Annotated in this window: 22 protein-coding genes and 1 pseudogene; 17 read left to right on the top strand and 6 right to left on the bottom strand. The window is 61.7% G+C overall.

Annotated features, from left to right (window positions below; genetic code table 11):
- From Q0105_RS12415 to Q0105_RS12375, 9 genes and pseudogenes are all read left to right on the top strand, one after another.
- Positions 1-506: pseudogene (locus Q0105_RS12415) on the top strand (succinate--CoA ligase subunit alpha); the annotation flags it as partial.
- Between the two features lie 141 nt (positions 507-647).
- Positions 648-1,334 (top strand): TerC family protein, encoded by a 687-nt coding sequence (locus tag Q0105_RS12410; protein WP_298212201.1) that lies wholly within the window; start codon positions 648-650, stop codon positions 1,332-1,334.
- Positions 1,335-1,580: 246 nt separating this feature from the next.
- A complete protein-coding gene (locus Q0105_RS12405; protein ID WP_298212198.1) occupies positions 1,581-4,223 on the top strand; it encodes a serine/threonine-protein kinase in 2,643 nt (880 codons plus the stop codon).
- Positions 4,224-4,240: 17 nt separating this feature from the next.
- On the top strand, positions 4,241-5,029 hold the full coding sequence (locus Q0105_RS12400) for a Stp1/IreP family PP2C-type Ser/Thr phosphatase (RefSeq protein ID WP_298212196.1): 789 nt from the start codon (positions 4,241-4,243) through the stop codon (positions 5,027-5,029).
- Positions 5,030-5,070: 41 nt separating this feature from the next.
- Positions 5,071-5,727: an FHA domain-containing protein gene (locus tag Q0105_RS12395; RefSeq protein ID WP_298212194.1), complete on the top strand. Its 657-nt coding sequence runs from the start codon at positions 5,071-5,073 to the stop codon at positions 5,725-5,727.
- Between the two features lie 80 nt (positions 5,728-5,807).
- The gene (locus Q0105_RS12390) at positions 5,808-8,072 is read left to right on the top strand and encodes an adenylate/guanylate cyclase domain-containing protein (protein ID WP_298212192.1); all 2,265 of its coding nucleotides are present in this window, start codon (positions 5,808-5,810) and stop codon (positions 8,070-8,072) included.
- A 21-nt stretch (positions 8,073-8,093) separates the two neighbouring features.
- Complete coding sequence (locus Q0105_RS12385; RefSeq protein WP_298212190.1) at positions 8,094-8,882, top strand: 3',5'-cyclic-nucleotide phosphodiesterase; 789 nt, start codon at positions 8,094-8,096, stop codon at positions 8,880-8,882.
- A 313-nt stretch (positions 8,883-9,195) separates the two neighbouring features.
- Positions 9,196-9,765, top strand: coding sequence for a pilin (locus tag Q0105_RS12380; RefSeq protein ID WP_298212188.1), 570 nt, complete (start codon positions 9,196-9,198; stop codon positions 9,763-9,765).
- 59 nt (positions 9,766-9,824) lie between these two features.
- Complete coding sequence (locus Q0105_RS12375; RefSeq protein WP_298212186.1) at positions 9,825-10,592, top strand: pilus assembly protein; 768 nt, start codon at positions 9,825-9,827, stop codon at positions 10,590-10,592.
- Positions 10,593-10,630: 38 nt separating this feature from the next.
- On the opposite strand, the gene moaC is transcribed toward Q0105_RS12375, so the two are convergent.
- A complete protein-coding gene (gene moaC, locus Q0105_RS12370) occupies positions 10,631-11,155 on the bottom strand; it encodes a cyclic pyranopterin monophosphate synthase MoaC (RefSeq protein ID WP_298212184.1) in 525 nt (174 codons plus the stop codon).
- Between the two features lie 199 nt (positions 11,156-11,354).
- Between moaC and Q0105_RS12365 the strand changes: the two genes are divergently transcribed.
- Entirely contained in the window at positions 11,355-12,821 is a 1,467-nt protein-coding gene (locus tag Q0105_RS12365) for a M48 family metalloprotease (protein ID WP_298212182.1), read from the top strand.
- On the opposite strand, the gene Q0105_RS12360 is transcribed toward Q0105_RS12365, so the two are convergent.
- The 3 genes from Q0105_RS12360 to Q0105_RS12350 all read right to left on the bottom strand — a co-directional run bounded on the left by Q0105_RS12360 (position 12,789) and on the right by Q0105_RS12350 (position 14,508).
- On the bottom strand, positions 12,789-13,142 hold the full coding sequence (locus Q0105_RS12360) for a phage holin family protein (protein ID WP_298212180.1): 354 nt from the start codon (positions 13,140-13,142) through the stop codon (positions 12,789-12,791). The two genes, Q0105_RS12365 and Q0105_RS12360, sit on opposite strands and share 33 nt — an antisense overlap.
- A gap of 102 nt (positions 13,143-13,244) precedes the next feature.
- Positions 13,245-13,709 (bottom strand): hypothetical protein, encoded by a 465-nt coding sequence (locus Q0105_RS12355; RefSeq protein WP_298212178.1) that lies wholly within the window; start codon positions 13,707-13,709, stop codon positions 13,245-13,247.
- A 43-nt stretch (positions 13,710-13,752) separates the two neighbouring features.
- On the bottom strand, positions 13,753-14,508 hold the full coding sequence (locus Q0105_RS12350; protein ID WP_298212176.1) for a TerC family protein: 756 nt from the start codon (positions 14,506-14,508) through the stop codon (positions 13,753-13,755).
- A 497-nt stretch (positions 14,509-15,005) separates the two neighbouring features.
- Between Q0105_RS12350 and Q0105_RS12345 the strand changes: the two genes are divergently transcribed.
- Positions 15,006-15,449 carry a DUF3717 domain-containing protein gene (locus tag Q0105_RS12345; protein ID WP_298212174.1) on the top strand — a complete coding sequence of 148 codons (444 nt, stop codon included), beginning with the start codon at positions 15,006-15,008 and terminating at the stop codon, positions 15,447-15,449.
- 40 nt (positions 15,450-15,489) lie between these two features.
- On the top strand, positions 15,490-15,795 hold the full coding sequence (locus Q0105_RS12340; protein WP_298212172.1) for a DUF2007 domain-containing protein: 306 nt from the start codon (positions 15,490-15,492) through the stop codon (positions 15,793-15,795).
- Positions 15,796-15,897: 102 nt separating this feature from the next.
- Here Q0105_RS12340 and Q0105_RS12335 read toward each other — a convergent pair whose 3' ends face one another.
- Both Q0105_RS12335 and purB read right to left on the bottom strand, forming a co-directional pair.
- Positions 15,898-16,458, bottom strand: a complete 561-nt coding sequence (locus tag Q0105_RS12335; protein WP_298212170.1) for a YaeQ family protein — start codon at positions 16,456-16,458, stop codon at positions 15,898-15,900.
- Between the two features lie 74 nt (positions 16,459-16,532).
- Positions 16,533-17,912, bottom strand: coding sequence for an adenylosuccinate lyase (gene purB / locus Q0105_RS12330; RefSeq protein ID WP_298212168.1), 1,380 nt, complete (start codon positions 17,910-17,912; stop codon positions 16,533-16,535).
- 104 nt (positions 17,913-18,016) lie between these two features.
- On the opposite strand from purB, the gene Q0105_RS12325 reads away from it, so the two are divergent.
- From Q0105_RS12325 to Q0105_RS12305, 5 genes are all read left to right on the top strand, one after another.
- Entirely contained in the window at positions 18,017-18,631 is a 615-nt protein-coding gene (locus Q0105_RS12325) for a glutathione S-transferase N-terminal domain-containing protein (protein ID WP_298212166.1), read from the top strand.
- Positions 18,632-18,682: 51 nt separating this feature from the next.
- Complete coding sequence (locus Q0105_RS12320; protein WP_298212164.1) at positions 18,683-19,399, top strand: TetR/AcrR family transcriptional regulator; 717 nt, start codon at positions 18,683-18,685, stop codon at positions 19,397-19,399.
- Positions 19,400-19,546: 147 nt separating this feature from the next.
- The gene (locus Q0105_RS12315; protein ID WP_298212162.1) at positions 19,547-20,155 is read left to right on the top strand and encodes a TRAP transporter small permease; all 609 of its coding nucleotides are present in this window, start codon (positions 19,547-19,549) and stop codon (positions 20,153-20,155) included.
- Between the two features lie 22 nt (positions 20,156-20,177).
- Positions 20,178-21,458 (top strand): TRAP transporter large permease subunit, encoded by a 1,281-nt coding sequence (locus Q0105_RS12310; protein ID WP_298212160.1) that lies wholly within the window; start codon positions 20,178-20,180, stop codon positions 21,456-21,458.
- 66 nt (positions 21,459-21,524) lie between these two features.
- Positions 21,525-22,529: a TRAP transporter substrate-binding protein gene (locus tag Q0105_RS12305; RefSeq protein ID WP_298212158.1), complete on the top strand. Its 1,005-nt coding sequence runs from the start codon at positions 21,525-21,527 to the stop codon at positions 22,527-22,529.
- Positions 22,530-22,576 lie beyond the last annotated feature (47 nt).

Genomic DNA, 22,576 nt, shown 5'->3' with positions numbered 1-22,576 from the left:
CCAACTGCCCCGGCCTGATCACGCCCGACGAGATCAAGATCGGCATCATGCCCGGTCACATCCATCGCAAGGGCCGCATCGGCGTTGTGAGCCGCTCGGGCACGCTGACGTACGAAGCTGTTGCCATGCTGACCGAAGTCGGCCTGGGCCAATCGACGGCCGTGGGCATTGGCGGCGACCCCATCAATGGCTTGAAGCACATTGATGTGATGCAGGCCTTCAACGATGATCCCGACACCGACGCTGTGATCATGATCGGCGAAATCGGCGGCCCCGATGAGGCAGATGCTGCCCGCTGGTGCAAGGCCAACATGAAGAAGCCAATCGTGGGCTTCATCGCTGGCGTGACCGCTCCTCCCGGCAAGCGCATGGGCCATGCAGGCGCGCTGATCTCTGGCGGCGCAGACACGGCCGATGCCAAGCTCGCTGTTATGGAAGAGTCTGGCTTCATCATCACGCGCAACCCTTCGGAGCTGGGCAAGCTGCTCAAGGCCCAGCTGAAGTAAAAACCCCTTCGTGGTCGTTCGTAAGCACAATTACGGACGACCCGAACGGATCGGCTCGCTAGACTGGCAGCTCCAATAAAAAGAAGCGCTCGGGACCCCTGGTTCCGGGCGCTTCTTGCATTCATAACATGGAGCACTGTCATGGAATTTCTGCATAGCGCCGACTTCTGGATCGGCCTGGTGAAGATCGTCTGGATCAACATCATCCTGTCGGGCGACAACGCGGTGGTCATCGCGCTGGCTGCCCGGTCCCTGCCCGCCCATCAGCAAAAGAAGGCCGTGTTCTGGGGCTCCGGCGCTGCCGTGGTGCTGCGCATTCTGCTCACGATCGTGGCCGCCAAGTTGCTCGAGCTGTCGTTCTTGCAGATCGTGGGCGGCTGTCTGCTGCTGTGGATCGGGTTCCAACTGCTCAGCGATGACGAAGAGGACCAAGGCGAATCGAAGACCTATGGCAGCCTGATGGCGGCCGTGCGCACCATCCTCATTGCCGACCTGGTCATGAGCCTGGACAACGTGATCGCCGTGGCTGCAGCCGCTCAGGGCAACGTGATCCTGCTGGTACTAGGCCTTGCCATCAGCATCCCGCTGGTGATTTTCGGCAGCACGCTCATGATCAAGCTCATGGAGCGCTTTCCCTTCATCGTGGTGCTGGGCGCCGCGCTGATTGGCTGGGTGGGCGGTGAAACCATCGCCAACGACGCCTTCCTGCACGACTATGCTGTGGCGCACCCCGCACTCCACTACGTGGCGGCAGCCTTGGGCGCGGCGCTGGTGGTGGGCGCCGGGAAATTCTGGCCGTCCAGACAGCGCAGCGAGCTTGTGCGCTGAGTCGGTGCGGGCCTTCCGGTAGGCCGCCATTCCGGTTAATGTGACAAAAATGGCATGCCATGGGTTCACCGATGGCGCAGTGGCCCGACAAGAACGGCACAAGTAGGACCTGCAGGGTCGATTTGCCCGACGCCGTTCTGAAGTTGAGCCCCCCCCGGCTGGGCGCGGATATTGCTTGATTCGTCAATCAATACCTGAGTGGAACAACAGCAAGTGGGAAGAAGAACCTCGGCACAGCGGCTTGACATGTGGCGTGCCGACGGCTTTGGGGGCGCACTGGTTGCGCTCGTGGTGGCGGTTTTGTGCGCAGTCACCGGCGTTTCTCAGCGGCTGGACTTTGCGCTGTACGACGCAGCGACCACCGTCTCATCGCCTCCACCCCTGCCCGAAATCGCCATCGTCGGTATCGACGATGGCAGCCTGGCGGCGCTGGGCCCCTGGCCCTGGTCCCGAGATATCCATGCACGGCTGATCGAACAGCTTTCTGCCGGTGGCGCCAAGACCATCGTCTATACCTCGTACTTCACCGAGCCCCAAAGTACCCCCGGCCTCGGCCAGGTGCGCAAGATTCGGGAGATGCTGGCAGCGGCAGGCGATGGCTCCCCGTTGGCGGCAGAGCTCAGCCGCATTGCCGCAGAGGCTGACCAGGCGCTCGATACCGATACACGCCTGGCCAGCGCCATCCAGCGGGCTGGCAACGTGTTGCTGGCCTCCCGCTACGCCGCTAGCAGCTCCACGGCGCCGCAGGCCGCGCTGCCGTCCTACGTGCGCCGCAGCACACTGCCTGACCCCGGCACCTACGCAACGCCAGCCTCATCGGCGCAACAGCCCATTGGCCTTCTCGGGGCGGTAGCCGCCGGGGTGGGGCATGCGTATGCCGAGGTGGATTCAGATGGCCGCATCCGCCAGGTGCCACTGCTCTTGCGGTATGACAACGCAGGGATTCCATCATTGGCCCTGCTGGCAGCGCAGCACAGTCTGCACCTCGGCATCAGCGAAATACACGCTCAAGAGACATCGGCGGGTTTGCGCCTGGGTGGCCTGCTGGTCGCTACAGACAGCACGGCCACTCTGCGCCCGCGCACGCAGACCTTGATTGGCGGTGCCCCAGGTTTTCCAGCGCACTCGTTTTCCAGTGTGCTGGATGGCAAGGCGCCCGCAGGCAGCTTGAAGGACAAAATCGTGCTGGTGGGCGCCACCACCGAGACGCTGGCCCTCATGTCGCAGGGAGGGCAGGCCGCCGCCTATCCCGTGGACCTGCTGGCACAGGCAGTGTCTTCGATTCGTATGGGCCTTGGCGTGCAGAAGCCGGTCTGGGCTGCCATGGCCTGCGGGCTGGTGTCTGTGGGCGGGCTTCTGTATCTGATCTTGTTCGCACCAAGAACACGCAAATTCACGGGGCTGGGCGTGGGTGCGGGGCTGCTGCTGATTCTGCTGGGCGTGGAGTGGATGCTGCTGCGCCATGCCAGCCTGTGGATTCCTCTTGCACTGCCAGCCCTGGGGTTGTTGGCGGGAGTGGTTGCCGGGGCACTGCTCCGCAGCAAAAACGCTCAGGCCCAGTCGTCGTCCGCCGAGGCTGCAGAAGCCGACCGAATGATGGGCCTGGCCTTGCAGGGCCAAGGCCAACTGGACATGGCATTCGAGCGCTTGCGCAAGGTGCCAGCCAGCGATGCCCTTTTGGACAACCTGTATCACTTGGCTGAAGACTTTGAGCGCAAGCGCAATTTCGCCAAGGCCAAGGCGGTCTATGAACATATTCTGCGCCACAACCGCCAGTACAAAGACGTCCGCAGCCGCTACAAACGTGCCCGTGCGCGCGCCCAAAGTGTAGGCGCCCCTAACAGCCAGCCGTCGTCCCTCCCATCGCCCGCAGGCGGCCCCAGCCCCCGGCTCCCCGGAGATGCCACGCTGGGCGTGCCCATGCTCGGGCGCTACCAGATTGATCGGGAAATCGGCAAGGGGGCGATGGGCGTCGTTTACCTGGGGCGGGACCCCAAGATCGGTCGCGTAGTGGCCATCAAAACCCTGGCGCTGAGCCAGGAGTTCGAAGGCGATGCGCTGATCGACGCACGCGCGCGGTTTTTCCGCGAGGCCGAAACAGCCGGACGCCTGCAACACCCTTGTATCGTGACCATCTTCGATGCAGGCGAGGAGCATGACCTGGCCTACATTGCCATGGAGTTCCTGAAGGGCCGGGATCTGGTCTATGCCTGCAGCAAGGAGCATTTGTTGCCGGTGCCTGCCGTGCTGTCGATCGCCGCGCGCGTGGCGGATGCGCTGGACTACGCCCACGCCCACAACGTGGTACACCGCGATATTAAGCCGGCCAACATCATGTTTGACAGTGCCACCGATGCCGTAAAGGTGACGGACTTCGGCATTGCGCGCATCACCGATTCAAGCAAAACCCGCACGGGGCTGGTGTTGGGTACCCCCAGTTTCATGTCTCCCGAGCAGCTCGCGGGCAAGAAGGTTGATGGCCGCTCGGATCTGTATTCTTTGGGTATCTCGCTGTTCCAGTTGCTCACGGGCGCCCTGCCGCTGCGTGGCGAGTCCATGACGGAGCTGATGCACAAGATCGCTACCGTGGAAGCGCCAGACATTCGCCAACTGCGCCCTGACCTTTCGCCTGCCATCGCCAGGGTGGTTGCACTGGCCCTGCAAAAGCGCCCCGAAGCCCGCTACCAGACGGGCCGACAGTTCGCCGCCGACCTGCGGCAAGCTTCTGTTGGAACAGTGACAGTCGAAGGCCTGCCCGCATCCGAGGCAGTGGTCTATGATGCGGACCGCGATGTAACAGGGCATGAAATGGCGGATTTTCAGGAAACCGTGATGGAGCCCCCCGTGAACCGGGGCGCGGCAGCACCGCCGATTTCAGGTGCCCGATGACGCTCGCCCACACCTCCATGACCTACGAATTTTTCGCACGGACCGACAAGGGCCGGGTGCGTACCAATAACGAAGATGCGGTAGCCATCGACCGTGAAGCGCAGGTCGTCATCCTGGCCGATGGCATGGGCGGCTACAACGCCGGTGAGGTTGCCAGTGGAATGGCGACGACTTTTATTCGTACCGAAATGGCGCGTTGGCTGGCGCAAGCCGGAGCCACCCCGCAATCGACGGATGTGCGTCGTGCGCTGGAAATTTGCGTGGAAAACGCCAATCACGCCATTTTGGGCGCGTCGCTGTCCAACCCCCAATATGCGGGCATGGGCACGACGCTGGTGGTTGCTGTCTTCCACGGAAGCCGCCTCATCCTTGGGCATATTGGCGATTCGCGTTGCTACCGGCTGCGCGATGGTGCGCTCCAGCAAATCACGCGGGACCATTCCTGGCTGCAGGAGCAGGTCGATGCCGGCCTGCTTACTGCCCAGCAGGCGGCGCTCTCCTCCAGCCGCAACCTCGTGACCCGAGCCCTGGGCGTGGAGCCCAACGTCATGTTGGAAGTCAATGAATTCCAGGTGGCGTCCAACGACCTCTTTTTGCTGTGCTCCGACGGGCTCACGGACATGGTGACGGATTCCGACCTGGCGGAGATGGTGCGCGCGTCCCTCCCATTGGAAGAAAAAGCCACACTGCTCATCGATACCGCCAATGCGAACGGCGGTCGTGATAACGTGAGCGTGCTGCTGGTGCAGGCTGCTGAGGGAGGCAAGAAGCGTGGCCTCATGTCCCGATTGCTAGGGGCCACCTGAATGGCCCAAACCACAACAATTCATCACATCAGGAGTGGATCATGCCGAGAATGATCGTTTCAATTGACGGGGTCGTCATCAAGGAAATGCAACTGACCAAAGAGCGAACCACGCTTGGTCGGCGCCCTTACAACGACATCGTGATCGACAATCTCGCCGTGAGTGGAGAGCACGCCGTGATCCACATGGCCGGGCACGAAGTCGAGATCGAGGACCTGGGTAGCACCAATGGCACCTATGTGAATGCCAAGGCCGTCAAGCGCCAGGATCTGCGCAACGGCGACACGATCGAGGTCGGCAAGTACAAGATCCGCTTCCTGCAGGATGCTGATGGCCAGAATTTCGAGAAGACCATGATCTTCAAGCCCGGCATGGTTCCTCCCATGGGGGCCGCCACCGCGCGGCCTGCCGCATCTACCGCCCCTGCCCCTATCCCGGTGTCTGCCGTGATCCGGGTCATGTCTGGCGCAGCGGCAGGGCGTGAAGTATCTTTGCAAAAGGTGGTAACCACCATTGGCAAGCCGGGCGTTGCCGTGGCTTCCATCACCAAGCGGCACCAGGGCTTTGTGCTGGCACATGTGGAGGGCCCAGACATGCCGCTGCTCAACGGGGCTTCGATCGGAGCCGCTCCCGTGCCGCTCAAGAACGGAGATCGGCTGGAGCTGGCGGGCACTGAAATGCAGTTCGAGCAAAGCTGACGGCTGGTGTGCGGTTGCCCTGAGGGTAGCTGCCACGCCAACCCTGTCGCCCCCTTCCTTTTACCCATGCGGCCAGGCTCATGCGACAGCAGCTATTGCACCTGTTTCGCCGCCGCTGGCGGCGTATCGCCGTCACCCTGATTCCACTGGTTTTTGCGCTGCTGCACATTGCGGATGTGCTTCACCTTCAGGTGCTGGAGCGGCTGGACAGCATCATCTACGACACCCGACTGCGGGTCACCATGCCGCGCACGCTGGACGAGCGTATCGTCATCGTTGACATCGACGAAAAAAGCCTGGGCCGGGTCGGGCAGTGGCCTTGGAGAAGAGACAGGCTCGCCACGCTCACGCGCGAGCTGTTCGAGCGGCAACAGGTGTCGGTGGTAGGGTTCGATGTTCTGTTTGCCGAACCGGATGAAAGCTCGGGCCTTGCGGTTCTGCAGGAGTTGGCCCAGGGCCCGCTGCGAGGGCAGACGGCCTTCACGAAGCAATTGGAGCGCCTTGCGCCCTCTCTGAACTACGACGCGCTTTTTGCCCAATCCCTGCAGGGTCGGCCGGTGGTGCTGGGCTACTACTTCTCGGGCAGTGACCGCGACGGCATCACCCAAGGGGCGTTGCCTCAGCCCGCGCTTGCACCGGAGCGCCTGCGGGGCCTGCCCCTCAAAGCCACATCTTGGAAGGGCTACAGCAGCAACATCGAAGGCCTGGCCCACGCTGCGCCCGTGGCCGGTTTCTTCAATTCGCTCACCGATGGGGACGGTGTCGTGCGATCGCTTCCGCTGCTGGCTGAGTACCAAGGGCAATATTACGAATCGCTGGCCCTGGCCATGTTTCGTGTCGCAATCGGCTCGCCGGAGGTTCATCCGGGCTTTGCCGACGCCGTACCCCATGGTTCGCATGACGCTCTCCAGAGCATCGTGCTGCGTGCGGATGGTCGAGCACTGGCTTTGCCCGTGGACGATCAATTGGCCACGCTCATCCCCTACCGGGGACCCGGCGATGCCAGAGGCGGCTCATTTCGGTACATCTCTGCTTCGGATGTTCTGGAAGGAGCGCTTCCGCCCGGCGACCTCAAGGACCGGCTCGTACTGGTGGGTTCCACGGCGCCAGGTCTGTTGGACCTGCGGGTCACCCCGGTCGGTAGAACCTATCCGGGCGTGGAGGCTCATGCCAATGTGCTTTCTGCCTTTCTGGACGGTAAGAACATTGTGCGACCAGACTATGCGATCGGTTTTGACGCCTTGCAGTTGCTGTGCTCCGGTCTCCTGCTGGCTGTAGCACTCCCTCTGTTGTCTGCGTCATACGCTGTGCTGCTGAGTGGGGCTGTAGTGGGCGCGTTGATTGGCCTCAATCTCTGGCTTTATCTGGCCCACGGTTTGGCGTTGCCGCTGGCCACTGCGGTGGTGATGGCGCTGCTCGCGTTTGCGCTCAATATGGCGTATGGCTATTTTGTGGAAAGCCGATCCAAGCGGGAGCTGGCCGCGCTGTTTGGCACCTATGTCCCCCCCGAGCTGGTGGATGAAATGGTCAAACAGCCCGAAAACTACAGCATGCAGGCCACCAACCGGGAGCTGACCGTGATGTTTTGCGACATGCGCGGCTTCACCGCGATGTCGGAACGCATGGAGCCGCTGCAATTGCAGGCATTGCTCAACGAAGTGTTCAGCAGGCTCACCCACATCATCCGCAGCCACCGGGGCACCATCGACAAGTACATGGGAGACTGCGTCATGGCGTTCTGGGGCGCGCCTGTTGCCACCCAGGATCACGCTCAGCTGGCTGTTTCTGCCGCCATGGAGATGGCTCAAACCATCGGGCAGATCAACGCCGACCATCGGCAGCGCGGCCTGCCGGAAATCGGGATAGGCATAGGGCTCAACACGGGCATCATGTGTGTTGGGGACATGGGCTCGGACATCCGCCGCGCCTATACCGTCATTGGTGACGCAGTGAACCTGGGTTCCCGGCTCGAGGGCCTATCCAAACACTATGGCACCGCCATCGTGGTGAGCGAGAGCGCCAAATTGTTGGCACCCCAGTTTGCTTGGCAACAGATGGACCGCGTCCGTGTCAAGGGCAAGGCGCAAGCCGTGCCGATCTACCAACCCCTGTCGAAGCTGAACGAGCTACCGAGCCGCCGGGCTGAGGAACTTGCCGTCTGGGCACAATTTCTCACGGCCTATGCAGCACAGGAATGGGCACAATGCGATGAACTGCTGGTGCAACTGAGGGAATTCCACCCCCACAGTGTGCTCCACACGCTGTACGCTGAGCGCGTGGAAACGCTCCGCCAGCAGCCCTACAACCCAGAATGGGACAGCGCCACCAATTTCGACACCAAGTAAGTCATCAAGAAAAGGCGTCACATGAAGGTTCGCGTGCTGGGTTGCTCCGGCGCCATCGCCAAGGACTGTCGCACGACATCGTTCTTGATCGGAGACCGTATCCTGCTGGATGCGGGAACCGGCGTGGGCGACCTCGCCCTGGAGGAGATGGCCCGGATCGACCATGTGCTTCTCACCCACTCGCACCTCGACCACATCGCCGCGCTGCCCTTGATGCTGGACGCAGTGTCGTCGCTTCGCCGCAGCCCCGTACAAGTGCACGCCCTGGCGGCCACCATCGAAGCCCTCCAGTCGCATGTGTTCAATAACGTGATCTGGCCAGATTTCAGTGCCATTCCGTCGCAGGCATCGCCATTTCTGCAGTACCAGCCGTTCGTCACTGGCGAATTGTTGACCATCAACGGCACTGAGATTGAAGTCCTCCCTGCACGCCACACCGTGCCCGCCGTGGGCTTTGGCGTGCGGGGAAATACAGGCTGGTGGGTTTTCAGCGGGGACACAGAACGTAATCCACTGTTCTGGGACCGCGTCAACGCAATGTCCGTAGCTTTTCTTGTCATAGAAACAGCCTTTAGCAACCGCGAACGGGACCTAGCCCGCCGCAGCCTGCACCTGTCGCCCGACACGCTGGCTCAGGAGCTGGCGAACATCCCCTCGGCGAACCGCTACCCTATCTACATCACGCACACCAAGCCCTCGGAAACTGACCTCATCATGGAGGAAATCCGACAGCTCGATGGCATGGCAGGCGCTCGGCTTGGTCCACATGACATCCGTTGGCTGAGCGCAGGTCAGGCACTTGAGGTGTGAGTGGTCGCTTTGACAATACTGACTGACAAAAATGTAATGCATCCGAGGCTGGGGAGGCGTTTTTTGACGCGCTCCGGATTGTGTGAGTGCCGATTTCTGAAGAGGGGTGTCAACAATGTTGAGGAGCAAGTATTTTTCTGATATTTTCCTGCTGGATGCTTGACTTTGTCGCGTTGTCTCCCTATTGAAAGGAGTCATCTGTCTGCGCCAAGACTTTGTGCAACGATCCAGCGACCGTTAGATGCCATCCGATCAATCAGGCACGCAGATTGCTTGGTAACAGTGCATTTGCAACTTTTCTTAGGAGTTTTTCATGAAGCGTTCTCTCCAAAAGGGTTTTACCCTGATTGAATTGATGATCGTTGTTGCGATTATCGGTATTTTGGCTGCTGTCGCCCTGCCGGCTTATCAAGACTACACGGTGCGTGCACGTGTTACTGAGGGTTTGGCTCTTGCAGGGGCAGCAAAATTGGCAGTTGGTGAAAATAATGCAAACGGCAACGCCTTCGGCGCAGGCTATGGTGGTACCGTGGCGACCCGCTCTGTTGGCGCAACAACCTGTGCTATTGCTGGCGCTTGTACTGTTGCTGAGTTGCAAACTGCGTTTGCAACTGCAAACTCGAACGGTATTGGCGTTGCGCAAGCGACAGGTCATATATCCATTGGTTTTCTGCCAGTGGTTCAGCCTGCTGCCACAAACCGTTTGGTCCTGAATGTAACGGCCAATGGTGCTGCGATGGCTGGTACTGCAACTGCTAGTACGCCTGCTGCGGTGAATTTGCGCTGGGATTGCTATGCCGCCGGCGCAACCACACGTACTGCTTTGGCTGTGGCCGGTGGCCCTACACTGCCTGTTCGCTTTGCACCTGCTGAGTGCCGTTAATTAGGCCTTACTAAAAAAGAGCGCTTCGGCGCTCTTTTTTATTTGGGGATGGAGTATTGATGATTAAATCTCAGCGATTGCAAGCAGCTTTGCGCGCATCAGGTTTTCATTTGCTATGTAGCCTTGTGATTGGTTTGATAGCTGCTACGTTGGTTTTTGGATTGTGGTATCCATATCCATATGGAAATCTCTCCGGTGGGCGAAATCTATTTTTGCTTATCATTTCCATCGACGTCGTTTGCGGTCCAATCCTCACAGCAGTTGTTTTCAATACCAAAAAACCCCGATCAGAACTGTGGCGAGATTTAGGGTTGGTGTTTGTTGTTCAATTAGGAGCCCTCTCGTATGGGCTGAATGTGGTCTGGCATGCACGTCCAGTGTATTTGGTTCAGGAGGTGGACCGGTTTAAAGTCATTACGCTACCAGAATTGGAAGCGCCCGCGGTGAATAACTTGGAGAAATTATTGCAACCACGCTGGAATGTGGGTCCAATGATTGTTGCGATCCGAGAGCCGAAAGACGCACAAGAGCGTCAAAAAGTGATGTTCGAATCTGTGCAAGGAGGCAGGGACTACGCCGAGCGCGCAGATTTTTATATCCGCTATGAAGGGGATGCTGCGGCCAAGTCTCTACAGAAGGCTAAAAATTTGCGCGACTTTCTAAAAAAATTTCCACAGCAAGAAAATGCTGCAAAAAAGGTAATTGGCCCAAGTAATTCAGATTTCGGAGACTTTTTTTATTTGCCCATTGTTGCGCGACAAGATTGGATTGCTATTCTGGATCGTAAAGGGATGATTCAAGGTTTTTTGAAGGGTGATGGTTTCTAGTTTTTGAGATTAATGGATTTCAAAAATAGTATTACCCTTCAGATCTGGGGTTGTCTTGCGAAATCTCCACTTTTCCCTCCCTGCTTTCTCACCACTCGTACATCAGTCATTCTCATGTGTTTGTCGACGGCTTTGCACATGTCATAAATCGTTAGTAGTGCGATTTGGACTGCGGTGAGGGCTTCCATTTCAACGCCGGTGGGACCCACTGTTTCCACCGTGGCGCTGCAATGGACGGCATTTTCGGCAGGTAATAGCTCAAAATCTACCATGACCCGGGTGAGTGCCAGCGGGTGGCATAGGGGGATGAGGTCGCTAGTTTTTTTTGCAGCCTGGATGCCTGCGATGCGTGCAATACCAAGAACGTCGCCTTTTTTTGCGGTGCTGGATTGGATGATTGCCAACGTGGCCGGTGCCATTTCGATGCGGCCCGTGGCTACGGCAATGCGGTGGGTGGCCGCTTTGCTGGAAACATTAACCATGTGGGCTTGGCCTTGGGCGTTGAAGTGGGTGAGAGGGGATGCGTTAGTAGTTGCGGAGGTGTCTGGTGTTTTGGAAGTCATTGTTTTGGCCTAGGCAAGCACGTTAGGTTGTAAACATGTACGAAACAATCTGGATGTCAGAGCATCATACGGTCACGCGTCGCCAAGTGAGCGTTGTTGCCGGTGGGTGGCGCTAGGGAGACCACAAGTGTTGATATCGGGTAAAAAAAAGCCACTAACGTATGCTTGTCAAGCGCTGGTAGCTTCTCTTTTGATAGCGATGAGTGCCGTTACTCCGGTAGCGGTGCAGGCCCAACCCTCCCTCCCCACCCTCGGCGACAACAGCGATCTCACCACCAGCGCCGAGCGGCGCCTCGGCGACCGGATCATCCGCGAGCTCTACCGCGACCCCGACTACATTGATGACCCGGTCATCGCGGACTATGTGCAGGGTATTTGGCAGCCGCTGATGGCGGCCGCCAAAGCGCGTGGTGAACTCTCCCCCGAACTGGATGAACGTTTTGCCTGGGAGCTTCTGCTCGGCCGTGACCGCACGGTGAACGCCTTCGCCTTGCCCGGTGGGTACCTGGGGGTGCACCTGGGCCTGATCGGGGTGGTCACCACGCGCGATGAGTTGGCCTCGGTGCTGGCGCATGAATTGAGCCATGTCACCCAGCGCCATATCTCGCGCTTGATCACGCAGCAGAGCAAGCAGACGCCGCTGTTGCTGGGGGCGATGATTCTGGGCGCCTTGGCGGCCAGCAAGAACCCCGGCGCTACGCAGGCCCTGGTGGTGGGTGGGCAGGCGCTGGCCATACAAAACCAGCTTAATTTCTCGCGCGACATGGAGCGCGAGGCGGACCGCGTTGGCTATGGGTTGATGGCTCCGGCGGGTTTTGCGCCCCAGGGGTTCGTGAGCATGTTCGACAAGCTCCAGCAGGCCAACCGGCTTAACGACAACGGCTCGTGGCCGTATCTGCGCAGCCATCCGCTGACCACGGAGCGCATGGCGGACATGCAGTCACGCATCCCGCCTGGCACAACGGCTCCGGCAACCGGGGCTGTCACGCTTGAACATGCCATGGTGGCCGCCCGGGCACGGGTGCTCGCCAACCCTGGCGTGGATACCCTGCGCCAATGGATTGCGGAGCCGCAGGGCGTCGGGTTCTCGGGCCAGCCAGCCTATCGGCGCGCTGCAGCGTTGTATGCGGCGGCCTTGGGTAGCCATCAGTTGCGCGATGCCGCCGGTGCGCGGGCTGCCGTCAGAAAGCTGGACGAGCTGGTCCGCGCCGACCCGGCGGCCCGAAGGCTAGTGCGTTTGTTGGATGCAGAGATTGAACTGGCCGCAGGTGATGCGGCGGCTGCGTTGGCAGCCGTGCCCGAAGGCGGTGTGGTGCGCAGGCCCGAATTGGTATTGCGCACCCAGGCTCTGCTGAGGGCGGGCCGGGCAGGCGAGGGTGCGCAAGCCCTGCAAACCTGGGTGACCACGCATCCCAAGGATGCAACGGTGTGGCAACTGCTGGCCTCCGTGTGGCAGGCCCAGGGGCAGGGTCTGCGCGCCATTCGCGCGGAAGCCGAGGCGCACGCAGCGCGCTATGACTATGCGGCGGCGGTGGACCGGTTCAAGGCAGGCCAGGACTTGGCGCGCCGTGGCGGCGCCGCTGCGGACCACATTGAGGCGTCCATCATCGACACCCGGCTGCGCGCCATGGAATCACTCCTTCGTGAACAGGCCGCCGAGCGCTGACTCGATCAGCACGCCCAGCGCCGAATAGATGAGGGAGCCGAGCAGTGCGGCGCCAAACCCCGTGACGTGAAAGCCGTCCAGCGCGCTGGCCGCCGCCCAGAACATCAGCGCGTTGATGACGAACAGGAACAGCCCCACGGTGACGATGGTGACGGGCAGTGTCAACACCACCAGCACGGGCCGCAAAATGGCGTTGAACAGCCCGATCACGAAGGCCGCGAGCAATGCCGAGGGAAAACTTTTCACCTCGACCCCGCTGTAGATATAGGCCACGAACAGCAGCGCGGCTGCGCTGAGCAGCCATTTGAGAAGCAGTTTCATGGCTTAAGAATAGCATCGGCCCGGCCCAAAAAAAAAGGGCCACGCGGGCCCTTTTTAGAAAAATGTATCCCCGTCCAGCGAGGAGGGGTGAGGCGCTTCAACTCACTCCAGCGCCAACACCCACATGGCGCCAAACCCCGTCAGCAGGCTGCCCAACAGGGTCCCGGGCCGGGGCGATGACCAGCGCAGGCCCGCCGAGTTCTGTTTCTCTTCTTGGGCATCGGACTTCGGGCGCCGGGCGTCCAGCACCTGCGCAGCCAAGGGTTGCGCCGCCTGCAACTGCTCGGTGAGCTCGACCAGCGGCCCCTTGGCCACCACGGTGGTTACAAGGCTGCTGGCCGGTGCCCGCAGCGCGGGCAGGATTTGCGCAAACAGCTTGTCGGCCCACTTGGCGCGCCAGTTTTCGCGCGCGCTGTGGCTTACCCACTTGCTGATGCGATGGGTCATGCGGGGCGCGCAGGCCACCAGCACCCACTGGGTCTGTGCTGCCACGTCGCGGGCAAACAAGGGTGCAAGCACTTGCTGGGCATACGCCGCGTCGTCCACGTACACGATGACTCTATTCATACCCATCTCCAGATGAACAAGCAAGCGGCTCGCCGCGAGGGGGTCAGTGGCCGCCCGCCGCTGCGGACCCAGCGCTCGCACGGCGCGCCAGGATGATCTTGCCAGCCAGTAGCACCAGCAAAGCGCCGGCCACGCTGGCTCCGTACTTGATGGCGTCGAGGACGTTGCCTTCGCTGTCCAGGGGCATCTTCAGCATCCACTGCCACTTGTCGGGGTTGGCCAGGGCAGGGTCGGTCACCAGCATCCCGCCAGCAATCCAGCCCAGCAGCATGCCACCCAGCGTGATGATCATGGGGAAACGCTCCATGAGCTTGATGACCAATTGGCTGCCCCAGACGATGATCGGGATCGAGATCAACAGGCCCAGCACGACCAGCAGGAACTGGTGTTCGCCCGCGTTCTGCGCGGCGCCGGCAATGGCGATCACGTTGTCCACGCTCATCACCAGGTCGGCCACGATGATGGTCTTGATGGCGGCCAGCAGCTTGTCGCTGCCTTGCACGTCGCCATGGCCGTCTTCATCGGGGGCCAGCAGCTTGACGCCGATCCACACCAACAGAATGGCGCCCACGAACTTGAGGAACGGCAGCGCCAGCAGGGTCATGGCGAAGGCGATCAGGATCACGCGCAGGATGATGGCGCCTGCAGTGCCCCAGATGATGCCCTGGGTGCGCTGAGCGGGGGGCAGCTTGCGGCAGGCCAGAGCGATGACCACGGCGTTGTCGCCACCCAGCAGGATGTCGATGATGATGATCTGGCCGAGTGCGAGCCAGAATTCGGGCGATGCCAAAAAGTCCATAAATTCCTCAGTATCAAATAGCGCGAAAGGAGGCTCTCGCCGCCACTGTAGCGCCGAGTCCGTCCCAGGAACAGAGGGCCCGCGATAGGAGGATCAAGAACTTCTTGCCACAAGCGGGGGTGGCAAATGGAGAGATGGCCTTGATCAGCCCACAGAGGAGCCCATCAAAGGTCTTGCTCAGTTCAGCGCATGGATATGCACGTGGAACCCGGACCGCCGGAAGCGATGTTTCGCTTCGTATTGACGACAAATCCGATGCCTTGCGCTGCGCATGCCATGGTCTGGCGGTGCCACAGGGCAAGTCGGGAGCTACTCCCCTTCGAGCCCTTGATTGGAACATCGCCAGCGTTGCCGCGCAAGGGCCACGGTGTTGTGGATTCTGCTTATGGCGGACTGCGGCCCGCCATTGCACGTATAGCACCAGCCTTCAATAACACTATCGTCAGCTTCTTTTGGGCGGGCGGCTATGATCCAGCCCCCTTGTGTCCCCGCCCTCCATGGCCGCCATTCACATCACCGACATCGAAGCCGCCATCAACCATTGGCGCAGCCGTGCGCCGTCGCCCGACGGCGTCTCCCTGGCGCCTGAGATACAGGCGCTGGGCGAGGTTTATGCGCAGATGGCTTATCGCCGCGAGACCGAAGTGGATGAAAACGGCCTTGCGCCCCAGGCCTTGGCTGCGTGGCTGGCCTGGTATGGCACCACCCCCGACACGCCTTGCATCGCCATCTGCTCCACCAGCCAGGGCGACGATCTGTGCAAGGGCTGCGGGCGCACGTTCGATGAGGTGCAGTTCTGGCTGGGCATGACCCCTGCAGAAAAACGCACGGTGTGGCGCCGCATCACCCTGGAGCATTCGGCCTGGCGCTTCAACCGCTATGCAGAGCGCGCAGCCGAGGGCATCTCGCCCCGCGCGGCCCAGGCAACGGATAAAAAATAGGGGCCTGTACGCCAGCCCTGCAACCCGCTATGGTGGTGCCATGCTGCGCCTGACCCAAGCCCCCAACATCGCCATTGCCACGCTGTGGGCGGATTTGTTGTGCGAGGCGGGTATGACGGCGTCGGTGCAGCGCCAGTACCTCAGCGCCGCCGCCGGGCATTTGCCGCCCGACCAATGCCTGCCCGAAATCTGGCTGGACCACGACGAACACGCCACCCGTGCCCGCGCCCTGCTGCAAGAGCTGCAGACCCTGCCGCAGCGCCACTGGGCCTGCCAGTGCGGCGAAATCGTGGAAGGTGGTTTTGAGCAGTGCTGGCAGTGCGGCACGCTCATGCCACGCGACTGACAACGGGCGGAGTTGCTATCAATTACTCCTGATTTGATAGCTGCTTGCGCTTGTCAATAAAGCGCTAGGTGCCAATTTGGCTAAAAATTGGTGCGGGCTGGATCACTTCCAGCGCACGGGCTCCACATGCACGCTGCCCTGCGTGCTGCTCAGTGTGATCGCCCCTTCTTGCACGGTGGCCTGCAGTTGCATGCTGCGCTCGGCCAGTTGCGCCAGGGCCTGGGAGGCCTCGGTGGGGATGCGCCAGACCTGGAGCTTTTCGAGCCGGGAGAGCTTGGTCTCGATGCCCTTCCACCAGATTTCCGCCGCGTGGTTGAAGCAATAGACGACCACGGAGTCGGCCTTGCTGCAGGCCTTGGTCAGCGGCTTGTCCTCGGGCTGGCCCACCTCGATCCACACGCGCTTGCGCCCGGTGAAGTCGGTCAGCGAGGCATCCGGGTCGTCCGGGTCCGACAGGCCCGCGCCAAACGCCAGCGTGGCGTCGCCGTTGCACAGGTCATTGAGTTGGTGCGCCTGTATGGCCAGCGCGGCCAGCCGAACCATCATGCGCTCGTCGGTTTCGCTGGGGTGGCGTGCCAGCGTAAGCGCATGGTCGGCGTAGTAGCCGTGGTCAATGTCGGCTATTTGCAGGTTCGCCTTGAAGATGGTGGATTTGATGGCCATGCAGCCTCACTACTAAATAGATAGCTGCTAGCGCTTATCCAATAAGCGCCAGAGGCAAAAAAGACTATTAAAAATCAGACCCGGCGCGCCAGCTCGGCCGCCTTGCCCACGTAGCTGCCGGGCGTCATCGCCAGCAGGCGGTCTTTTTCGGCCTGGGGGATCTCCAGCGAGGTGATCAGCCCGTGCAGCGCCTCGGCTGTCACGGTTTTGCCGCGGGTCACTTCCTTGAGTTTTTCGTAGGCGCCCTGCACGCCAAAGCGGCGCATCACCGTCTGGATGGGCTCGGCCAGTACTTCCCAGGAGGCGTCCAGGTCTTCGGCCAGGGCTTCTTCGTTGATTTCCAGCTTGTTCAGGCCGGTGAGCAGCGAGGCGTAGGCCAGCGTGGCGTAGCCCAGGGCCACGCCCATGTTGCGCAGCACCGTGCTGTCGGTCAGGTCGCGCTGCCAGCGGCTGATGGGCAGCTTTTCGGACAGGTGCTTGAGCAGCGCGTTGGCCAGGCCCAGGTTGCCTTCGGCGTTCTCGAAGTCGATGGGGTTGACCTTGTGGGGCATGGTGCTGGAGCCGATCTCACCGGCCTTCAGGCGCTGCTTGAAGTAGCCCAGACTCACATAACCCCAGATGTCGCGCGACAGGTCGATCAGGATGGTGTTGGCGCGCGCCACGGCGTCGAACAGCTCGGCCATGTAGTCGTGTGGCTCGATCTGGATCGAATAGGGCTGGAATGTGAGGCCCAGGCCCAGGGGTTCGGGCGTCTCGATGACCTGTTTGCTGAAAGCTTCCCAGTCGAAGTCGGGCCAGGCCGACAGGTGGGCGTTGTAGTTGCCCACGGCACCGTTCATCTTGCCCATGATCTTGACGGCGGAAATACGCTCGCAGGCTGTCTGCAGGCGCATCACCACGTTGGCCATTTCCTTGCCCACGGTGGTGGGGCTGGCCGTCTGGCCGTGGGTGCGGCTGAGCATGGGCACGTCGGCAAAGGCGTGGGCCATTTCACGCAGCTTAAGCACGATGCGGTCCAGCCCCGGCAGCACGACCTGGTCGCGGCCCGAGCGCAGTTGCAGCGCGTGGCTGGTGTTGTTGATGTCTTCGCTGGTGCAGGCAAAGTGCACGAACTCCGAGGCTTTTTCCAGCTCGGGGCGGGCTTCGAACTTGCTCTTGATCCAGTATTCAACCGCCTTCACATCATGGTTGGTGGTCTTCTCGATCTCCTTGATGGCGGCCGCATCGGCCTCGGAGAAGTTCTTGACCAGGCCCAGCAAGTAAGCGCGTGCTCCGGTGGTAAGCGGCTTGAATTCAGCAAACCCTGCATCCGACAGCGCAATGAACCAGGCCACTTCCACCTGCACGCGGCGGTGCATGTAGCCGTGCTCGCTCATGATCGGGCGCAGGGCGGCTAGTTTGGTGGCATAACGGCCGTCAAGCGGCGAAAGGGCGGTGATGGTGGACAGGCTCATGGCGCGCAATTGTAGGCGCCGTGCCCTGTCAGTCTCGTGTTGGGCCGCTGTCGATAGAATCCAACCGAATTGTTCAGCTAATCCCGCGCACTGGAAGACACACCATGAAATTGATCGGAGCCATTACCAGCCCCTACGTACGCAAAGTACGTATCGTGATGGCTGAGAAAAAGCTCGACTACCAGTTCGTACAAGACAACGTCTGGGCAGACGACACCGCCATTTCGGCCTCCAACCCCCTGGGCAAGGTGCCTTGCCTGGTGATGGAGGGCGGCGAGGCCGTGTTCGACTCGCGCGTGATCGTGGAATACCTCGACACCCTGTCGCCCGTGGGCAAGCTGATCCCGTCCCAGGGCCGTGAGCGCGCCGAGGTCAAGACCTGGGAGGCCCTGGCCGATGGCGTGCTGGACGCAGCCGTCCTGGCCCGCCTTGAAGCCACCTGGGCGCACCGCAAGGACAGCGAGCGCAGCCAGGCCTGGATCGACCGCCAGTTGGGCAAGGTGAACGACGGCCTTAAGGCCATGAGCCAAGGCCTGGGCGACAAGCCGTATTGCAGCGGCATCCACCTGAGCCTGTCCGACATTTCCGTGGGCTGTGCACTGGCCTGGCTGGAGTTCCGCTTTCCTGAAGTCGCCTGGCGCGGCGAGTACCCCAACCTGGGCAAGCTGCTCGACAAGCTGATGCTGCGCCCGAGCTTCGCGGACACCAAGCCGTTCTGATCGCGTTTTTTTGAAGCCCCAGCGCCGGGCTTGCCGTATGCTCGGACGCTTATGAACGAGATGGTTCAAAACCCCTCCAAAGCACCCGGCGCACGGGCCACGCGCCAGCGCGCCGCGCGCGATGCGGCCGCCACGCCGGGCGCGGACCGCGTGCGCATCAACGACCCCGACCGCACCATGGCCAACATCCTGCAGGTGGCCACGGCGGAGTTCGCCGACAAGGGGCTGGCCGGAGCGCGCATCGACGAGATCGCAGCGCTCACCAGCACCAGCAAGCGCATGATTTACTACTATTTTGGTAGCAAAGAAGGCTTGTATGTGGCGGTGCTGGAGGATGCCTACCGGCGCATCCGGCGGATCGAGTCGGAGCTGCACCTCGAAGACCTGGCGCCCGAGCAAGCCCTGCGCACGCTGGTCGGATTCACAGTGGACTACCAGCTTGCCAACCCTGACTTCATCCGCCTTGTGATGAACGAGAACATGCACCGGGGCGAGTTCATCAGCCAGTCCGCCACCATCCAGGAGCTCAACATCCCCGTCATCCATGCCGTGCGCGACGTGTACCAGCGCGGCGTGGCCGCTGGCGTGTTCCGCCCCGACGTGGACCCGGTGGACCTGCACATGTCGATCTCGGCGCTGTGCTTCTTCAACGTCGCCAACCGCCACACCTTTGGCGCGATCTTCAAGCGCTCGCTCGATACGCCCGCCGCCACGGCGCAACGCCGTGAATCGATCATCGAAATGATCGTGCGCTTCCTGCGGCCCTGAGCTTCCCCGAAGCACGCGGCATTGCCGCCGCGGCCCAGTTTTTGCGCCCGGCCTATCACAGTGGGGCGGCAAGGGTTTGCACTTAGATCAAATACTAACCAGTTCGTACAAAATTATTCCAGGCAATCAATCACGACTGGAGACACCATGCTTGCACTGGCCGACCGCTGGCTACGGGGTTACACCCGCGCGCTCGACATCCTCTCGGGGCTGTGCCTGGCTGTCATGGTGGTGCTGGTGTTCGGCAACGTGGTGCTGCGCTACACCATGAACTCCGGCATCACGGTGTCGGAAGAACTCTCGCGCTGGCTGTTCGTGTGGCTGACCTTCATGGGTGCCGTGGTAGCGTTGCGCGAACACGGCCACCTGGGCACGGACGCTTTGGTCTCCCGTTTGCCTGCAGCAGGCAAGAAGGTCTGCCTGGTGCTGGCGCAGGTGGCCATGCTCTATGTGTCCTGGCTGCTGCTCTCCGGCAGTTGGGCCCAGATGGTCATCAACTGGGAGACCGAAGCGCCTGTCACCGGTGCCTCGGTGGGTTTCTTCTACGCCAGCGGCGTGCTGATGGGCGGATCGGGGATCGCCATCTTGCTGCACGACCTGCTGCGCACGCTGTTTGTGCCGCTGGCCGAGCATGAGCTCGTCATGGTGCAGGAAAGCGAAGACATGGCTGCCCTGGAGCACCTCAGCCGCGACGCGGCCACGCCCCCCGCCAGCGCGGATGCCTCCGCCAAAGCCCCTGGCGACCCACGCCCCTGAACGCCTCAGCACGGACCCCGCCATGACTGTCACCATCTTCCTCGGCTCCCTGCTGCTTGCCATGGCAATCGGCATTCCTATCGCGTTTGCGCTGCTCATCAGCGGCGTGGCGCTGATGTGGCACCTGGACTTGTTCGACGCACAGATCCTGGCGCAGAACGTGGTCAATGGCGCCGACAGCTTTCCGCTGCTGGCCGTGCCGTTTTTTATGTTGGCGGGCGAGATCATGAACGTGGGCGGCCTGTCCAAGCGCATCGTCAAGCTCGCGCTCACGCTGGTCGGCCATGTGCCCGGCGGCCTGGGCTACGTGGCCATCATGGCGGCGGTGATCCTGGCCGCCGTGTCGGGCTCGGCCGTGGCCGACGCCGCCGCGCTGGCCTCGTTGCTGCTGCCCATGATGGTGGCGGCGGGCCACAACAAGGAGCGCTCGGCCGGGCTCATTGCATCGGCCGGCATCATCGCCCCGGTGATCCCGCCGTCCATCGGCTTCGTGATCTTTGGCGTGGCCGCCAACGTGTCCATCAGCAAGCTGTTTCTGGCAGGCATCGTTCCGGGCGTGATGCTGGGGCTGGCGCTGGCCATCACCTGGTGGTGGCTGGTTCGGCGCGAAGACGTGGCGCCCCCGAAGCGCGCCACCCGCGCCGAACTGATGCTGGCCCTGCGCGAAGCCGTGTGGGCGCTGGGCCTGCCCATCATCATCCTGGTGGGCCTGCGCATGGGCGTCTTCACCCCCACCGAGGCCGCCGTGGTGGCCGCCGTGTATGCGTTGTTCGTGGCCATGGTCATCTACCGCGAGTTGAGCGTGCACCAACTGGCCGGAATCTTCCGGGCCTCGGCCCGCACCAGCGCGGTGGTGATGTTTCTCGTCGCTGCCGCCATGGTCTCGGCCTGGCTCATCACCGTGGCCGACCTGCCCTCCAAGGTCATCGGCATGCTGGAGCCCTTCATGGGCAACCAGACTCTGCTGCTGATCGCGATCATGGTGCTGGTCATGGTCGTCGGCACGGCCATGGACATGACGCCCACCATTTTGATCATGACGCCCGTGCTCATGCCTGTGGTCAAGGCAGCGGGCATCGACCCGGTGTACTTCGGCGTGCTGTTCATCATCAACAACGCCATCGGGCTCATCACCCCGCCCGTGGGCACAGTGCTCAACGTGGTGGCCGGGGTGGGGCGCATCTCCATGTCGCAGGTCACGCGGGGCGTCATGCCCTTCATGCTGGCCCAGTTTGCCGTGATGTTCCTGCTGGTGCTGTTCCCCTCCATCGTCACCGCGCCGCTGCGCTGGCTCGGGGGTTGACCTGCCTCCCACCTGTTCCCCGCCTGTTCCGTTGTTGCCCCGCCCAAAACCCAAGGAGACATTTCCATGAAGCTGCTCAAAACCTTGCTTGCCACCGCCCTCGTCGCCGCGTCGCTGTTGCCCGCCGCACATGCCCAGGAGCGCACCATCAAGTTCGCCTTCCAGAACCAAAAGGACCACCCCCAGGCCCAGGGCGCGCAGAAGTTTGCCGACCTGGTGGCCGCCAAAACCGGTGGCCGCATCGCCGTCAAGCTCTTCCCCGGCGGCACGCTGGGCGGTGACTTGCAAACCGTGTCGGCCCTGCAGGGCGGCACCGTGGAGATGACCGTGCTCAACGCTGGCATCCTGTCGGCACAGGCCAAGGAATTCGGCATCTACGACTTTCCGTTCCTGTTCGCATCGCCACAAGAGGCCGATGCAGTGACCGACGGCCCCTTCGGCAAGAAGCTGCTCGACAAGCTCTCGGCCAAAAACCTTGTGGGCCTGGGCTACTGGGAGCTGGGCTTTCGCAACCTCACCAACAGCAAGAAGCCCATCACCAAGGCCGAGGACATCGCGGGCCTCAAGATCCGCGTGATCCAGTCGCCGATCTACATCGACATGTTCAACGCCCTGGGCGCCAACGCCGTGCCCATGCCCTTCCCCGAGCTGTACACGGCCATGGAGCAAAAGGCCGTGGACGGCCAGGAGAACCCGTTCTCGACCATCCTGTCGTCCAAGTTCGCCGAGGTGCAAAAGCACCTGACCATCACACGCCACATGTACAACCCCCAGGCCGTGATCGTGAGCAAGAAGTTCTGGGACAGCCTGAACCCCGCCGACCAGAAGGCCGTGACCGAAGCCATGGCCGAAGCCACCACCTTCCAGCGCAGCGTTTCGCGCTCGCAGGCCGACGTGGCGCTCGAAGAACTCAAGAAGGCCGGGATGCAGGTCACCGAGTTCCCGCCCGCCGAGCTCGACAAGCTGCGCGCCAAGGTCAAGCCCGTGGTCGAAAAGCACAGCGACAAGGTGGGTGCCGAAACCGTGCAAGAGGTCTATGCCACGCTGGCCAAGCTGCGCGGCGGCAAGTAACCCGCGCAACGCAACGTTTCCTGTGCTGCGCCTCGCCGCAGCACCTC

It is taken from the genome of Acidovorax sp. (assembly GCF_027492855.1).
GTDB lineage: Bacteria > Pseudomonadota > Gammaproteobacteria > Burkholderiales > Burkholderiaceae_C > Acidovorax.
Note: the sequence above shows the minus strand (reverse complement) of the source record. Positions and strands in the feature narration are given on the sequence as shown.

Coding starts and splice junctions, on each gene's coding strand:
- Q0105_RS12410 (WP_298212201.1), top strand. CDS start 648: ATGGAATTTCTGCATAGCGCCGACTTCTGGATCGGCCTGGTGAAGATC.
- Q0105_RS12405 (WP_298212198.1), top strand. CDS start 1,581: ATGTGGCGTGCCGACGGCTTTGGGGGCGCACTGGTTGCGCTCGTGGTG.
- Q0105_RS12400 (WP_298212196.1), top strand. CDS start 4,241: ATGACCTACGAATTTTTCGCACGGACCGACAAGGGCCGGGTGCGTACC.
- Q0105_RS12395 (WP_298212194.1), top strand. CDS start 5,071: ATGCCGAGAATGATCGTTTCAATTGACGGGGTCGTCATCAAGGAAATG.
- Q0105_RS12390 (WP_298212192.1), top strand. CDS start 5,808: ATGCGACAGCAGCTATTGCACCTGTTTCGCCGCCGCTGGCGGCGTATC.
- Q0105_RS12385 (WP_298212190.1), top strand. CDS start 8,094: ATGAAGGTTCGCGTGCTGGGTTGCTCCGGCGCCATCGCCAAGGACTGT.
- Q0105_RS12380 (WP_298212188.1), top strand. CDS start 9,196: ATGAAGCGTTCTCTCCAAAAGGGTTTTACCCTGATTGAATTGATGATC.
- Q0105_RS12375 (WP_298212186.1), top strand. CDS start 9,825: ATGATTAAATCTCAGCGATTGCAAGCAGCTTTGCGCGCATCAGGTTTT.
- moaC (WP_298212184.1), bottom strand. CDS start 11,155: ATGACTTCCAAAACACCAGACACCTCCGCAACTACTAACGCATCCCCT.
- Q0105_RS12365 (WP_298212182.1), top strand. CDS start 11,355: ATGAGTGCCGTTACTCCGGTAGCGGTGCAGGCCCAACCCTCCCTCCCC.
- Q0105_RS12360 (WP_298212180.1), bottom strand. CDS start 13,142: ATGAAACTGCTTCTCAAATGGCTGCTCAGCGCAGCCGCGCTGCTGTTC.
- Q0105_RS12355 (WP_298212178.1), bottom strand. CDS start 13,709: ATGAATAGAGTCATCGTGTACGTGGACGACGCGGCGTATGCCCAGCAA.
- Q0105_RS12350 (WP_298212176.1), bottom strand. CDS start 14,508: ATGGACTTTTTGGCATCGCCCGAATTCTGGCTCGCACTCGGCCAGATC.
- Q0105_RS12345 (WP_298212174.1), top strand. CDS start 15,006: ATGGCCGCCATTCACATCACCGACATCGAAGCCGCCATCAACCATTGG.
- Q0105_RS12340 (WP_298212172.1), top strand. CDS start 15,490: ATGCTGCGCCTGACCCAAGCCCCCAACATCGCCATTGCCACGCTGTGG.
- Q0105_RS12335 (WP_298212170.1), bottom strand. CDS start 16,458: ATGGCCATCAAATCCACCATCTTCAAGGCGAACCTGCAAATAGCCGAC.
- purB (WP_298212168.1), bottom strand. CDS start 17,912: ATGAGCCTGTCCACCATCACCGCCCTTTCGCCGCTTGACGGCCGTTAT.
- Q0105_RS12325 (WP_298212166.1), top strand. CDS start 18,017: ATGAAATTGATCGGAGCCATTACCAGCCCCTACGTACGCAAAGTACGT.
- Q0105_RS12320 (WP_298212164.1), top strand. CDS start 18,683: ATGAACGAGATGGTTCAAAACCCCTCCAAAGCACCCGGCGCACGGGCC.
- Q0105_RS12315 (WP_298212162.1), top strand. CDS start 19,547: ATGCTTGCACTGGCCGACCGCTGGCTACGGGGTTACACCCGCGCGCTC.
- Q0105_RS12310 (WP_298212160.1), top strand. CDS start 20,178: ATGACTGTCACCATCTTCCTCGGCTCCCTGCTGCTTGCCATGGCAATC.
- Q0105_RS12305 (WP_298212158.1), top strand. CDS start 21,525: ATGAAGCTGCTCAAAACCTTGCTTGCCACCGCCCTCGTCGCCGCGTCG.